The following is a 14,193-nucleotide window of genomic DNA, read 5'->3' as shown; positions in this document are numbered from 1 at the left end:
ACCTCCTTATACATGCATACATATAGCTTGTAAGGAGGGATTTTTTTTGGTTAAACTTCGTCGGAAATTAACAAGAAAAGGCCCGCTTCCTTTTCGCTACGTTCTGTTGCTCACCTTTCTTTTTTTTATGCTTTCCACAGGGGTAGGATTATGGCTAATTAATAGAGGGATTGAACCGACGTTAATGAAATATGCTGAAGCACAAACAAAAGAGATTGCAACTTTAGTTATTAATAAAGCGGTGAATAAACAGGTACTTGATCAACTGGACGTAGATGTTATTAAAGTTGAATCTACACCTAACGGTCAAGTAGCCAAAATTGACACAGCGCTTGTAAATCGGGTTAGAGCTCAGACTACGTCATTTGTTCAAGCTAATTTAAAAGAGGCAGAGAAAGGGAATTTAGATGCACTTGAACTTCCAACAGATATTCGTATTGAAAAAAATGAAAAGCTGCGCAATCAAGGAATTGTATACCAAGTTCCTCTTGGGCAAGCAACTAATAATGCGCTGCTTGGAAATCTAGGTCCGCTGATTCCGGTTAAATTTCATGCTATTGGTGACGTTCAAACAGACGTAGTGCGAAAAATCGAGGAATATGGAATAAATAATGCGTTTCTTGAAGTATCCATCAAAGTAAAAGTAAACATGCAAATCATTATCCCGTTTGCAACGAGAAAAACAACCGTTACGGCTACAATTCCTGTAGGAGGAACTGTTATCCCTGGAAATGTTCCTGATTATTTTAACGGTGGAAATTCATCTTCTCCGGCAATTGAACTTCCGAAGAAAAATTAACAATATTATATTAACGTGATAAAGTGTTGTTTAAAAAGCAGGTGCGGAAGTTCAAAAATACTTTCATATCTGCTTTTATTCATTGGAAAGTTTGTCTGAATTTTCTATAAAAAAATATTTTGACATACTATCTTCTCCCTTCTATAATTTGAGATAGGAAGTTATAGAAAGAATAATCTAAAAATTATAAAAATTATCGTTGATCTATGATAAAAAGAGAGTAGGGAGAGGAAAAGAGGGGGAATTACAGTGGAAAATAGGCCGCAGTGGGGATCAAGAGCAGGGTTTATTTTAGCAGCAGCAGGTTCAGCAATTGGACTAGGGAATATATGGAGATTTCCAGCCACTGCATATGAAAATGGAGGAGGGGCATTTTTTCTCCCCTACTTATTTGCTTTGTTGACAGCAGGAATTCCTATCTTAATCATGGAATTTGCTATTGGACATAAATATAAAGGTTCCTCTCCTTTATCATTAGCAAGAATAAGCCCCAAGGCTGAATGGCTAGGCTGGTGGCAAGTAGCTATTTCCTTTTTTATTTCGGTTTACTATTCCGTCATTATCGCGTGGGCAATGTCGTATTTTATCTTTTCATTTAAGTTAAGCTGGGGAAACGATACGGAAGCGTTTTTATATGGAGATTACTTAAAGTTAGCTGAAGCACCAGGACAAACAGGAAGCCTCGTATTACACGTTTTAATTCCGCTTGTACTTGTATGGATTGTGACATTAGGTGTCTTATTGAAAGGAATCAAAAAAGGAATTGAAGCCGCAAACAAAATCTTTCTACCAACGCTAATTATTCTATTTTTAATCATTGTCATTCGAGCAGTTACGTTAGACGGAGCAATGGAAGGTCTGCATGCTTTTTTTAAACCAAACTGGAGCGCAATTGGAGACGGAAAGGTTTGGATCGCAGCATATGGTCAAATTTTCTTTAGTTTATCTGTTGGTTTTGCTATTATGATCACTTATTCCAGTTACCTTCCAAAGAAATCTGATTTAACTAATAATGCGTTTATTACTGGATTTGGTAATTCAGCGTTTGAATTACTAGCAGGAATCGGTGTATTTAGCGCACTAGGTTTTATGGCTACTCAGCAAGGTATCCCAATCGATAAAGTAGTTCAGGGAGGGGTAGGACTAGCCTTTGTAGTTTTCCCGCAAATTATTAATGAATTTCCAGCGTTTAAACAGCTGTTTGGAATGTTATTCTTTGCTTCCTTAACATTAGCAGGATTAACGTCACTTATTTCAATTATTGAAACCTTCGTAGCAGGCATTCAAGATAAATTTACTATCTCACGTACAAAATCTGTATTAATAGGTGGAGGAATCGCTTCAATTTGCTCGCTATTATTTGCAACACAAGGAGGACTTTATTTCTTAGATGTGGTCGACTATTTTATTAATAACTTCGGAGTTGCTCTAGCAGGCTTAGTAGAAGTTGTATTAGTTGCTTGGGTATTTAAGCAGTTGAGCAGCCTTCAGCAGCATGCAAACGAAGTTTCTGATATCCGAATCGGTTCATGGTGGAAAATATGTTTAGGAGTAGTTACACCACTTGTACTTGGATACATGATGTTTGATAACTTCCGGAAAAATATTTCGGAAAATTACGAACAGTATGCAACGACTTTTGTAGGTCCTTTTGGTTGGGGTGTGGCAGCTCTTGCTGTTATTTTGGGAATTGCTTTTTCTTTTGCACGATGGGAAGATGGGACGCTTCGTTTGTCAGTTAAAGAGAAGGAGGTTTCTAAATAATGGATGGAAGTTCAATGACAATGATGGTTGTAGGGATGGTCATCATATGGGGCGGCTTGGCAGCAAGTATTGCTCATGCTGTGAAAAAAGCAAAAGAAAGTAAAGCATCAGGATAAAAAAACAGGAAGCATCAGCTTCCTGTTTTTTTATTTTTTCTTTAGTTCTAAACGATCATTTCGTTCCCACGTTCTTAACTGAGGATATGGGTCAAACGACCACTCATTTTTGCCGTTATCTTTATACATTCCATAGTGCAAGTGAGGAGGGAATTTCCCAGAAGTTCCAGGAGGTCCATAACCGGAACTTCCTACTCCGCCAATGAGTGTTCCTGGTTCTACAATTTGTCCTACTTTTAAATTTTTTGCAAATCCGCTTAAATGAGCTAAATAGTGATAGTTATTGTGAAGGTCACGAATACCGATTCGCCAGCCTCCATATTTATTCCATCCTTTAAGCTCAATAATGCCATAGCAAGGGGATTTTACTGGAACTCCGTAATCTGCAAAAATGTCTGTTCCTTCATGAATTCGTTTGCCACCCCAGCCGCGCGCATCTCCCCATGTACTCCTGTAACTGTAGTTCGCACGGAGAGGCACCGGAAATGAAGAACCTTTTAAATCAATGCGACCGTAATGGCGAAAAATTTTGGCATTCCCTAAAATAATATCAACTGCTTTAGCCCGGTGATAATAGTTCCAAAGCGCAATTTTAATATAGTCTTCGGACACCCCGAACGTCCGAATATAATCTGCCATTGTAAAAAGCATATCTTCATCATTAAATTGGTCTGCTTTTTTGTCTCCGTTCCCATCTTTGCCCATTCCCCCGAGCAGAGAAATAGTAAGTGGGTTTGTATCTTCCAAATTCGGATTTAAAGAACCTGACCATTTTTCTGGAGGATAGTAAATGGCGATCGAGCCTTTTTCTCTTGGAATATCTTTATGGGAGCGTCGAATATTTCGTTCATACTGGTCAATCCCTGCAAAGTAATACCAAGGAATCGTAGTAGCGGCTTCCATTTGTTTATACAGCTCTAATCTCTTTTGAATAAGTATTTTTTCTTGATCTGCTGATGATTCAGCTGTTACGTGGTGCCATCCTGTGAATATAGACATGAACATAAAAAGTAAGATAATCGTTTTGCGCATCGTGTTTCCCCCTTTCTAAAAATAGTGTGTAATACTAGTTTGCAGCGAGAAAAAAGATTTCATAAATATTAATTAATGGAAATCGCTTCAAAACTTTTTTAAAGAATTTTATTCAGAAGATAAATGGAAATTATACGGAGGATGAAAACGCACACATTTGAATGGAAAATAGAAGAAAACTGAGGAAAATAAAGAGCAGACAACTTGTCGAATCTCACTTTTTTATGATAAAGTGACATATAGTTATGTTTTTAATATGTAGTTAAAATTAAGCATATAGGTTATAGACATTTTCTAGATTGGTGGAGTTGATAATATGGCAACAAAAGAAGAGCATGTCCGCAAACCCGAGTGGCTGAAGATTAAGCTAAACACAAACGAAAATTACACAGGCTTAAAGAAAATGATGCGTGAGAAAAACCTTCATACAGTTTGTGAAGAAGCAAGATGTCCGAATATTCATGAGTGTTGGGCTGTTCGTCGTACGGCAACTTTTATGATTTTAGGAGAAGTATGTACACGTGCCTGTCGTTTTTGCGCGGTTAAGACAGGTTTACCAACAGAATTAGATTTAGAAGAGCCAGAACGCGTAGCGGATTCTGTTCAGCTAATGAACTTAAAACATGCGGTTATTACAGTAGTAGCTCGCGATGATTTAAAAGACGGAGGAGCAAGCGTATTAGCTGAAACAATTCGTGCGATTCGTCGTAAAAATCCATTCACAACAATTGAAGTATTGCCTTCTGATATGGGCGGTGTGGAAGAGAACTTACGTATTGTAATGGACGCACGTCCTGATATTTTAAATCATAATATTGAAACAGTACGCAGCCTTACACCTCGTGTTCGTGCTCGTGCTAAATATGAGCGTTCTCTTGAGTTCCTTCGCCGTGCAAAAGAAATGCAGCCGGATATCCCTACGAAATCAAGTATCATGCTTGGTCTAGGAGAAACAAAAGAAGAAATTATTGAAACGATGGATGATTTGCGTGCGAATAATGTAGATATTATGACGCTAGGCCAATATCTACAGCCAACTAAAAAGCACATAAAAGTTCAAAAATATTACCATCCAAATGAGTTCGAAGAGCTAAAAGAAATTGCATTATCAAAAGGATTCAGCCATGTTGAAGCAGGTCCTCTTGTACGTTCTTCTTACCATGCAGATGAGCAAGTTAACGCTGCTGCAAAAAACAAAGCGCAAGAAAGCAAATAAGGTAAAAAAGGTGATGATATGCTCATCACCTTTTTTGTTTATTCCACCATATCTTTGTCCGTCATCGGTTCATTCAATTCGTTTTTCTCTCTTCCATTTGCATCTTCTCCGCCGTTCATTTTACGCCCTTGGGGAGATTTCAGCATTTGTTGAATAACAGCATCGATTCGTTTTCTAGCATCATTCGTTTGCGTATTCATTTCACTGATATTTTCGATTTGGTCCATCTGTTTCGGATTATCTGAGACGTATACATGATAATAACGAGGAACTACAGACATAGCTGTACGTTTTACCTGATCGGCTGCGTTATTCCGGTTTTTAGCATCTGTTTTATAAGCAACAAGCACATCTTTATCGGTTACTAGCGTAGCGGCTTGCTTAATATTTGGTATAGCGGTGCTCAGTTTACTAATATTGTCGGCTGCTTCTTCTCGATTAAATGTTCCTACTTGGTTCATATTGGAATTTTGTTCATTTGTGTTTTTAGTGTATCGAACATATCCATAATTTGTGCCGCTATTATTATTTGGATTATAATAATGATTAGGCTCGTTTACATTAATGGCATCTGGGTTGTTTGGTGATAAATTTTCATTTTCAGCTGTGTTTTTATTTTGACAGCCAATGGTTAAAATACTTGTTATCAAAGCGATTCCAAGAATAGATTTCTTCACCATTTCCACCTCCTGTAGTTAAATATCGTACGCCAGGTAAACCGGCGAACCTTCATGTGGAGCATAAAAGATCAGTAGGTATACCGATAAAACTCCTACAGGATTAGAGTGCTGCTTATACGTGAAAAATTTCATGTTAATTGATGGTTTCATCATCATAATTATGGTATGGTAAATTTTAAGAGAAGAGGTGTGAGCAATGGTCTGTATCAATAATATTTGTTATGAAGTATTAAAAGATGAGCGCGAGGCATTTAATGAAGAGGCGTTTAGAGGTCGCTTTATTGACGTGCTGAGCCGCTATGACTATATTGTGGGAGATTGGGGATACAATCAGCTTCGGCTGCGAGGCTTTTTTGATGACCGAAATCAAAAGGCAACGTATGATACGAAGATTAGTACGCTTCAAGACTATTTACATGAATATTGTAATTTTGGCTGTGCGTATTTTGTCTTAAAAAAAGTCCATAAGTAAAAAAAGGCAAGCCGAAGACACTAATTGTCCTTCATGCTGCCTTTTTTTTAGATGATTTCATATAAAAATTCGCGAAGTTCCTGACCGTCTTCACTGTTTAATTTAAATACTTCTTCAAGATAGTTTGGTTCTTCAAGGTCATCTTGTCCAATGATGGCAAAGCGTCCTCCTTGAATATCAAGAACAACTTGTTTGCCATAATAACGGTCGGTTTGGATAATAGCTAAATCAAATCGTTGGTTTTCGCCCATAAAGCTGACAAATCGGGTCTTTGTAGATACAACATCGTCATATAGATAAAAGCGTTCGCTCATAGGTATACTCCTTTCATAGGTTGTATTTGTATCATATCAAATAAGGTCAAAAACAAAAATGAATTTATCAAATGGATAATGGGTCATGATAAAATAGAACAGGAACCCCGTTTGTTTATGAAAAAGATTTATAGAGAGCTGACAACTAGGGAGGAAATAATATGTACTTTGTAGATCGTGAAAAAATAGAAGCCACGCTTGTTTTTTTTGATGAACACGTTCGCTTGTTTGCTGAGCATTCGAGCTGGAACACAGAAATAGAGAAAAAGGCATTAGAGAGAATTGTACACCTTTTAATTGAAAACGTTTTAGATGTAGGAAATGCAATGATTGATGGGTTTATTATGAGAGATCCAGGCAGTTACGACGATATCATTGACATTTTAGTTGATGAGAAAGTGGTTAAAAAAGAGGAAGAAATGCCATTAAAAGAGATCGTTCAATTGCGTAAAACCCTTGTTCAAGAATATGTGGATGTTAATCATCAGGATATTTATCAAAAAGTGATGCAGCATAAAGACGTACTGGCAGCATTTTCAGAGCGCGTAAGGACATATCTAGAGACAGAGTTAGGGCCTGTGTCTGCTTTCCGTAACTAAAGGCAAGCAAGTTGTAGTTGTATAAAAAATAAGCTATGATTTCAAGTATGAGACTTGAAAGGAGATCACACAACATGAAGGAATATAAAGGATATTTGATTGATTTAGACGGAACAATGTACAAAGGAACAGAGCTAATTGCCGAGGCGCGTGATTTTGTTATTAAATTAAAGGAAAAAGGAATTCCTTATTTATTTGTAACAAACAACTCTACAAAAACGCCCGATAAAGTAGCTGAAAAGCTAGAGGCATTTGGCATTCCTGCAACAGAAGAGCAAGTTTTTACAACGAGCCAGGCAACAGCTAATTATTTACACGAACGCAAAGCAAACGCTTCAGCTTATGTAATTGGTGGAGAAGGAATCCGACATGCGCTGCTTGAAAAAGGATTTACCATTGAAGAGGAAGATACGGATTTCGTAGTTGTTGGTTTGGATCAGGAAATTACATATGAAAAATTAGCAAAAGCATGTTTAAACGTTCGAAACGGCGCCTTTTTTGTTTCAACGAACGGAGATATTGCGATTCCTACTGAAAGAGGCTTACTGCCTGGTAATGGATCTATCACGTCCGTTATTACGGTTTCTACTCAAACAAATCCAGTATTTATTGGCAAACCAGAAAGTATTATTATGGAGCAAGCCCTTGAAGTCATCGGTACGCCAAAAGAAGAAACAATCATGATTGGTGATTACTATGATACAGATATTTTAGCAGGGATGAATGCAGGCTTAGATACATTATTAGTCCATACAGGGGTAACAACAAGAGAGTTACTAGAAGGATATGAGAAAAAGCCAACTTATACGGTAGATTCACTAAAAGAGTGGATGGAGAGAATTTAAAAAGCTGTCAATTGACAGCTTTTTTTGTTTTTTAACCTATTCTTGACTGGCAGCCCGGTGCGCTAACCGGCTAGAAGCAGCAGCGGCAATTGCGCCTACTAAATCATCTAAGAAAGTGTGGCACTCTCCAGTCGATTTATCGTTTAATCGTTCTAGAATACCCGGCTTTTGTTTATCAATATACCCGTAATTGGTAAAGCCGATTGATCCGTACACATTTACAATCGATAATGCTAAAATCTCGTCGATACCGTATAAACCTTCGTCTTTCTCAAGAATATCCAACAGAGGCGGCTCAATCACTTTTTTTTCTGTGAGGACATCTAGTTGAATACCCGTTAAAATAGCATTTTGAACTTCTCGTTTAGAAATGACGCGCTCAACGTTATATAAACAGTTTTCAATTGTTAAGTTTGGGTGATACTTTTTTTGCAAGTAATAGACCAGTTCAGCAATGTCTGTAAGAGCCACGCCGCGTTCTATTAACCATTCTCTTGCTTTTTTTTCTAACTCACTTTGTGTATGTTTTTTCTCCAAGTATCATCACCTGTTTTCTATATATTTTTAAGTCTAAAGTTGTTTCATACTACTAACCCGGAGTAAATAACTATAAATGGTGTATTTCTAATCTATTCAATCCTCCGTAAATATTATGACAAGTAATGTTGTTTTCCATCATATAATTTCTTGAATGAATGAAGAGAGGGATTAAAATGATACAAACCATTTATGAGCATTACGGATTACGTCCAAATGAATTTATGCCCGTTGGTAAATTTGAAGGTTTCCAGTATCGAGATATTTTATATACAATCATTAATGTAAAGCAAATGGAACAAGACGAGTTAAATGAACTATATCAAATGAGTCAATTTCTGATGGGCCAAGGTGATCGCCATGTGGCAACATTTATGCCTAATTTGAATGGTGAAATGATTACAGAAACTGAAACTGAAAAATTTATCATTTGCCGCTGTCTTGCGGAAGAGAAAAACCCCAACTTTTCACCTGGGCACGAGCTAGCTGTTTTTCATCAAAAAGGGAGGCTGTTTCCTTATGAAGTGGAAAAAGCAAACCGGCTAGGGCAATGGAAGTCCATGTGGGAGAAGCGTCTCGACCAGATGGAGCAATTTTGGTATGGAAGATTACGTGCTTTGCCTAATCAAGAGATGGAAAAACGTTTTTTAGAAACTTTTCCTTATTACCTAGGATTAACGGAAAATGCTATTCAATACCTAGTAGACACGGAAATTGACGATTTGCCTCGTTCAGTTGACGCTGCGACGATTTGTCATCATCGGTTCGGGCAAAAAACATGGGGGGAAGACTACGTTTACAAGCTCCCAGCAGATTGGGTCTTTGATCATCCGAGCAGAGATATAGCTGAATATATAAGGGAACAATATTTATTAACATACGCTGTCGATGAAAGGCACATGCATCAGTTTTTAAGTGAATACGAAAAGGTAAATCCGCTTTCTTCTTTTTCATGGAGACTGTTATATGCTAGACTTCTTTTTCCCGTTCATTATTTTGAGGTCATTGAAGGGTATTACAGTGTACAAGATGAGCGGCAAAAACAAAAGTATTATGAGAAGCTGGAAGGAGTATTAGCTCATTCTTCTCACTACGAAGCTTTTCTGAAGCGCTTTTACCAGTCGGTGGGTATCTCAACGTCTCGTTATCACATTCCTGAATTAACATGGATTCATTAAAAAGCGATTACTATAGAATATGATAAAATAGAAAAATAGGTGTTGGATAATCCAAACCTGTTTTTCTATTTTGTTTTTGTGCATGCAGTTTAAAAAGGATAAAGAGGTGGCGTACATATGGACAAGCCGTTTGTATTTATTACGAGAAAAATACCGAATGAATTAATCGAACCTTTAAAGGCAGTAGCGAATGTGGAAATGTGGGATAAAGAAGATGAGGCAGTCCCTCATGAGCTGCTTTGTGAAAAAGCTAAGCACGCACATGCTCTATTAACAATGCTTTCAGATCGTATTGACAGTGAATTGCTTACGCAAGCTCCTCATTTAAAGCTTGTAGCTAACTTGGCGGTCGGATTCGATAATATTGACGTAGAAGCGGCAACTGAACGAGGAATTATCGTTTCTAATACCCCCGATGTTTTATCTGATACAACAGCAGATTTAACGTTTGGTTTATTAATGAGTGTAGCTAGACGTTTAGTAGAAGCTGCTGGATATGTGAAAGAAAATCAGTGGAAAAGCTGGAGTCCATTTTTGTTAGCGGGTAGAGATGTTCATCATAAAACATTAGGTATTGTTGGAATGGGGAAAATTGGAGAGACGCTTGGGAAACGTGCTACAGGTTTTGATATGGAAATCTTGTACCACAATCGAAGCCGCAACCTTCAAGCAGAAAAAAAGCTCAATGCAGTTTACTGTGAGTTAAATGAGCTGCTTGAACGATCTGATTTTGTTGTTTGTTTGACACCGTTAACGGACGAAACCAAACATTTATTTAATGCTTCAGCATTTGAACAGATGAAAACAACTGCGATTTTTATTAATGCTTCAAGAGGAGCAGTGGTTGATGAGCAAGCATTGTTACATGCGGTTCAATCCGGGGAAATTGCTGGAGCTGGCTTGGATGTATTCGATCAAGAGCCTATTTCTGCTTCTCACCCTCTTCTTCAATTGCCTAATGTTGTAGCTCTTCCTCATATCGGCAGTGCGAGTATCGAAACGCGCACGGAAATGATTTCTTTATGTGTTAAAAACATTAAAGCAGTACTTACAAATGAGTCTCCCATTACAATTGTAAATAAAGAAGCGTTTGCGAAAAAATCATAACAGAAAAAGGCAATTTCATTTCGGTGAAATTGTCTTTTTTTTATTAAAAAACAGTGAGAGCCATGTTATGATAATAAAATGAAATATTTTAAAAATTTACATTTATCTTTATATACCAATTTTTTTAACGAGTTTACGAGAAAAGATGGCAAGTAAACCTTGTAAAAAAGAAAAATAAGGTCTATAATGTCCTCTATAAGAGAACAAATGTATACGTAGAAAGAACACAGAGGTGAGGAATATGACAAAAAGTATTTCAGTAGGATTATTAGGGTTAGGAACGGTAGGAAGCGGAGTAGTCAAAATTATTGAAAATCATCAGGATAAATTAAGTCATCAAGTCGGGTGTCCTGTAGAAGTTAAAAAAGTAGTAGTTAAAGATATTGATAAGAAACGTGACGTAGAAATCAGTGAAGATAAATTAACAATGAATGTTGAAGACGTTTTACATAACGCGGAGATTGACGTTGTCATTGAAGTAATGGGTGGCGTTGAAGAAACAAGAGATTATATCTTAACAGCCCTTCGTAATAAAAAGCATGTTGTAACGGCAAACAAAGATTTGATGGCAGTTTACGGCTCAGAATTGTTAACAGTAGCTTCTGAAAATAACTGTGATTTATTTTATGAAGCAAGTGTAGCAGGCGGTATTCCAATTCTTCGTGGATTAGCAGATGGATTAGCATCTGATCGTATTACCAAAATGATGGGAATTGTAAATGGTACAACAAACTTCATTTTAACGAAAATGACAAAAGAAGGAAGCGCTTATGATGAAGTGTTAAAAGAAGCGCAGGATTTAGGATATGCTGAAGCGGATCCCACTTCTGACGTAGGTGGTTTAGATGCTGCTCGCAAAATGGCAATCTTGGCTACACTAGGATTTTCAATGAAAATTGACTTGGACGATGTTCGTGTTCAAGGTATTACAGAAGTAACGGAAGAAGACTTGCAATATAGTAAACAATTAGGCTATACGATGAAACTGATTGGATATGCACATCGTGATGGCGACAATGTAGAAGTTAGTGTTCAGCCAACTCTTTTAGCAGACACACATCCTCTTGCTTCAGTAAGCGATGAGTACAATGCTGTATATGTATACGGAGAAGCTGTTGGAGAAACGATGTTTTATGGACCGGGGGCAGGAAGCCTGCCAACTGCCACTGCTGTCGTATCAGATTTAGTAGGTGTTATGAAAAACATGCGTTTAGGTGTGAATGGTAAAAGTGCGGTAACGCCTCAGTATCCAAAACAGTTAAAAGCAGAAGATGAAATGTTCTCGAAGCATTTCTTACGTATTCATGTTAAAGATCAAGTTGGAGCATTTGCAAAATTAACAACACTATTTTCAGAGCGTGGCGTGAGCTTCGAAAAAATTATTCAACTTCCTGTGAAAGGAAGCGAATTAGCTGAGATTGTTGTTGTTACACACAAAACATCTCAAAAAGATTATGAGGAAATCCTTCAGCAGCTTCGGGATTTACCAATTGTAGAAAATGTAAAAAGCAGTTACCGCGTAGAGGGAGTTGGCACAGTATGATGTGGAAAGGTCTATTAGCTGAATATAAAGAGTTTTTACCTGTAACAGAGAAAACACCTATGCTTACACTACATGAAGGAAATACACCTTTAATTCATCTTGCTCATTTATCAAAAGAGCTAGGCATTGATTTACATGTGAAAGTAGAAGGGTTAAATCCAACGGGGTCATTTAAAGACCGCGGAATGGTAATGGCTGTAGCAAAAGCCAAAGAAGAAGGAAGCAATACGGTTATTTGTGCATCTACAGGTAACACATCCGCAGCTGCAGCAGCTTATGCATCACGCGCTGGCATGCGCTGTATCGTTGTTATTCCAAATGGAAAAATTGCGATGGGGAAATTAGCTCAAGCTGTTATGTATGGTGCAGAAATTGTAGCAATTGAAGGAAACTTTGACCAAGCACTTTCTATGGTTCGTAAGCTGAGTGAAACATCACCGGTTGCACTTGTAAACTCTGTAAACCCATATCGTATTGAAGGGCAAAAAACAGCTTCTTTCGAGATTTGTGAACAGCTTGGAAAAGCGCCTGACGTTTTAGCTATCCCAGTGGGGAATGCAGGGAATATTACAGCTTACTGGAAAGGATTCAAAGAATACAGTGAGCGTCACCAAACGTCTCTTCCTCACATGCACGGGTTTGAAGCAGAAGGTGCAGCCGCGATCGTGCGTAATCAAGTTATCGAAAATCCAGAAACAATTGCAACGGCTATTCGAATCGGAAATCCAGCAAGCTGGGATTATGCTGTAAACGCAGCAAAAGAATCAAACGGAAAAATTGATGAAGTAACAGATGAACAAATCTTAGAAGCATATCGTACAATTGCACGCAAAGAAGGTGTATTTGCAGAGCCAGGTTCTTGCGCTTCAATAGCTGGTGTGTTTAAAGATGTAGCTTCTGGTAAAATTGCAAAGGGTTCAACGGTTGTAGCTGTATTAACAGGTAACGGATTAAAAGATCCAAACGTAGCAATCGATGCTCATAATGTAAAGCCAGTGGTTTTACCAAATGATGAAGAAAAGGTATTTGAGTATATCCAAGGTGTCGTTGCTTCATGCTAGAAAATGAGCGTTTTGTCATTACGGTCCCAGCTAGCTCTGCTAATTTAGGGCCAGGATTTGATTCCATTGGAGTCGCTTTATCTCGTTACTTAAGATTAACAGTAGAGCGTCATGAGGAATGGATTTTTATCCCTGAAACGAAAGAAGTGCAAAGTATTCCTACAGGTACAGATAACTTAATGTATGAAGTGGCACAAGACGTGGCTCGTCAATTTAACATTGATCTTCCAAGTGCGAAGGTCTCTGTTTGGAGCAACATTCCATTAGCAAGGGGACTTGGAAGCAGCGCATCGGCTATCGTAGCTGGAATCGAGCTGGCTAATGTACTGTGTGACTTGCGTTTATCAAAAAGAGAAAAGCTTCGCATCAGCAGCTTAATGGAAGGACATCCCGATAACGTCAGCCCGTCTATTTACGGCGGAATCGTTGTTGGTTACCATCATGAAAATGAAACATATATTGCTCAAATACCTGAATTTGATGTCGATATCGTGATGGCTATTCCAGAATATGAATTAAAAACAACCGATGCTCGTGATGTGCTGCCTTCGGATATTAATTATCGCCACGCAGTAGAAGCTGGGGCAATAGGGAACATGCTAGTAGCGGCCCTGTTAAATAAAGATTTACCTCTGGTAGGCGAATTTATGGAGAAAGATTTATATCACGAACCTTATCGTATGAGGCTCGTGCCAGAGCTTTCTCTTGTGCGAAAAGAAGCAAAAGCTCTCGGCGCATACGGTGTGTCACTAAGCGGAGCCGGTCCGAGTGTATTATGTTTAGCACCAAAAGGAAAAGGAAAAGCGATTGCTGAACATATGTATGCTTTACTGCCGAACTGCGAAATAGATGTTTTACAAATTGATCGCAAAGGTGTATTTGTAGAAGCTGAAGTCACAACGAGTTAATAAAAAAATCCTCATTCATTTG

16 protein-coding genes are annotated in these 14,193 nt (G+C 38.0%); 12 read left to right on the top strand and 4 right to left on the bottom strand.

Annotated elements, in window-relative coordinates; translation table 11 throughout:
• The first annotated feature begins 46 nt into the window (after window positions 1-46).
• The 3 genes from yunB to JNUCC25_RS25030 all read left to right on the top strand — a co-directional run bounded on the left by yunB (window position 47) and on the right by JNUCC25_RS25030 (window position 2,679).
• Window positions 47-799, top strand: a complete 753-nt coding sequence (gene yunB / locus JNUCC25_RS25040) for a sporulation protein YunB (RefSeq protein ID WP_013059640.1) — start codon at window positions 47-49, stop codon at window positions 797-799.
• A 249-nt stretch (window positions 800-1,048) separates the two neighbouring features.
• Window positions 1,049-2,563: a sodium-dependent transporter gene (locus JNUCC25_RS25035; protein ID WP_454222583.1), complete on the top strand. Its 1,515-nt coding sequence runs from the start codon at window positions 1,049-1,051 to the stop codon at window positions 2,561-2,563.
• Window positions 2,563-2,679 carry a methionine/alanine import family NSS transporter small subunit gene (locus JNUCC25_RS25030; RefSeq protein ID WP_107918137.1) on the top strand — a complete coding sequence of 39 codons (117 nt, stop codon included), beginning with the start codon at window positions 2,563-2,565 and terminating at the stop codon, window positions 2,677-2,679. Before JNUCC25_RS25035 ends, JNUCC25_RS25030 begins: the two co-directional genes overlap by 1 nt.
• A gap of 30 nt (window positions 2,680-2,709) precedes the next feature.
• Here the strand turns inward: JNUCC25_RS25030 and JNUCC25_RS25025 are convergent, their stop codons facing one another.
• On the bottom strand, window positions 2,710-3,711 hold the full coding sequence (locus JNUCC25_RS25025) for a M23 family metallopeptidase (RefSeq protein ID WP_013059638.1): 1,002 nt from the start codon (window positions 3,709-3,711) through the stop codon (window positions 2,710-2,712).
• Between the two features lie 316 nt (window positions 3,712-4,027).
• On the opposite strand from JNUCC25_RS25025, the gene lipA reads away from it, so the two are divergent.
• On the top strand, window positions 4,028-4,927 hold the full coding sequence (gene lipA, locus JNUCC25_RS25020) for a lipoyl synthase (RefSeq protein WP_013059637.1): 900 nt from the start codon (window positions 4,028-4,030) through the stop codon (window positions 4,925-4,927).
• A gap of 38 nt (window positions 4,928-4,965) precedes the next feature.
• On the opposite strand, the gene JNUCC25_RS25015 is transcribed toward lipA, so the two are convergent.
• Window positions 4,966-5,607 (bottom strand): YhcN/YlaJ family sporulation lipoprotein, encoded by a 642-nt coding sequence (locus tag JNUCC25_RS25015; protein ID WP_013059636.1) that lies wholly within the window; start codon window positions 5,605-5,607, stop codon window positions 4,966-4,968.
• A gap of 196 nt (window positions 5,608-5,803) precedes the next feature.
• Here JNUCC25_RS25015 and JNUCC25_RS25010 point away from each other — a divergent pair, with 196 nt between their 5' ends.
• Window positions 5,804-6,079: a YutD family protein gene (locus tag JNUCC25_RS25010; RefSeq protein WP_013059635.1), complete on the top strand. Its 276-nt coding sequence runs from the start codon at window positions 5,804-5,806 to the stop codon at window positions 6,077-6,079.
• A 47-nt stretch (window positions 6,080-6,126) separates the two neighbouring features.
• Here JNUCC25_RS25010 and JNUCC25_RS25005 read toward each other — a convergent pair whose 3' ends face one another.
• Entirely contained in the window at window positions 6,127-6,393 is a 267-nt protein-coding gene (locus tag JNUCC25_RS25005; protein ID WP_013059634.1) for a DUF3055 domain-containing protein, read from the bottom strand.
• Between the two features lie 161 nt (window positions 6,394-6,554).
• On the opposite strand from JNUCC25_RS25005, the gene JNUCC25_RS25000 reads away from it, so the two are divergent.
• Both JNUCC25_RS25000 and JNUCC25_RS24995 read left to right on the top strand, forming a co-directional pair.
• On the top strand, window positions 6,555-6,992 hold the full coding sequence (locus JNUCC25_RS25000) for a DUF86 domain-containing protein (protein WP_029319246.1): 438 nt from the start codon (window positions 6,555-6,557) through the stop codon (window positions 6,990-6,992).
• A gap of 74 nt (window positions 6,993-7,066) precedes the next feature.
• Window positions 7,067-7,837, top strand: coding sequence for a TIGR01457 family HAD-type hydrolase (locus tag JNUCC25_RS24995; protein WP_013059632.1), 771 nt, complete (start codon window positions 7,067-7,069; stop codon window positions 7,835-7,837).
• A gap of 36 nt (window positions 7,838-7,873) precedes the next feature.
• On the opposite strand, the gene JNUCC25_RS24990 is transcribed toward JNUCC25_RS24995, so the two are convergent.
• Entirely contained in the window at window positions 7,874-8,374 is a 501-nt protein-coding gene (locus JNUCC25_RS24990) for a phosphatidylglycerophosphatase A family protein (RefSeq protein ID WP_029319243.1), read from the bottom strand.
• Between the two features lie 176 nt (window positions 8,375-8,550).
• Here JNUCC25_RS24990 and yutH point away from each other — a divergent pair, with 176 nt between their 5' ends.
• The 5 genes from yutH (at window position 8,551) to thrB (ending at window position 14,171) form a co-directional block, all read left to right on the top strand.
• Entirely contained in the window at window positions 8,551-9,552 is a 1,002-nt protein-coding gene (gene yutH, locus JNUCC25_RS24985; protein WP_013059630.1) for a spore coat putative kinase YutH, read from the top strand.
• Between the two features lie 117 nt (window positions 9,553-9,669).
• The gene (locus JNUCC25_RS24980) at window positions 9,670-10,659 is read left to right on the top strand and encodes a 2-hydroxyacid dehydrogenase (protein ID WP_013059629.1); all 990 of its coding nucleotides are present in this window, start codon (window positions 9,670-9,672) and stop codon (window positions 10,657-10,659) included.
• Window positions 10,660-10,900: 241 nt separating this feature from the next.
• Window positions 10,901-12,202, top strand: coding sequence for a homoserine dehydrogenase (locus tag JNUCC25_RS24975; protein WP_029319239.1), 1,302 nt, complete (start codon window positions 10,901-10,903; stop codon window positions 12,200-12,202).
• The gene (gene thrC / locus JNUCC25_RS24970; protein ID WP_025752680.1) at window positions 12,202-13,263 is read left to right on the top strand and encodes a threonine synthase; all 1,062 of its coding nucleotides are present in this window, start codon (window positions 12,202-12,204) and stop codon (window positions 13,261-13,263) included. Before JNUCC25_RS24975 ends, thrC begins: the two co-directional genes overlap by 1 nt.
• Window positions 13,257-14,171: a homoserine kinase gene (gene thrB, locus JNUCC25_RS24965; protein ID WP_013059626.1), complete on the top strand. Its 915-nt coding sequence runs from the start codon at window positions 13,257-13,259 to the stop codon at window positions 14,169-14,171. The genes thrC and thrB overlap by 7 nt, the downstream gene beginning before the upstream one ends.
• The last annotated feature ends 22 nt before the right edge of the window (window positions 14,172-14,193 follow it).

The sequence above is a fragment of the Priestia sp. JNUCC 25 genome (genome assembly GCF_053667915.1).
Note: the sequence above shows the minus strand (reverse complement) of the source record. Positions and strands in the feature narration are given on the sequence as shown.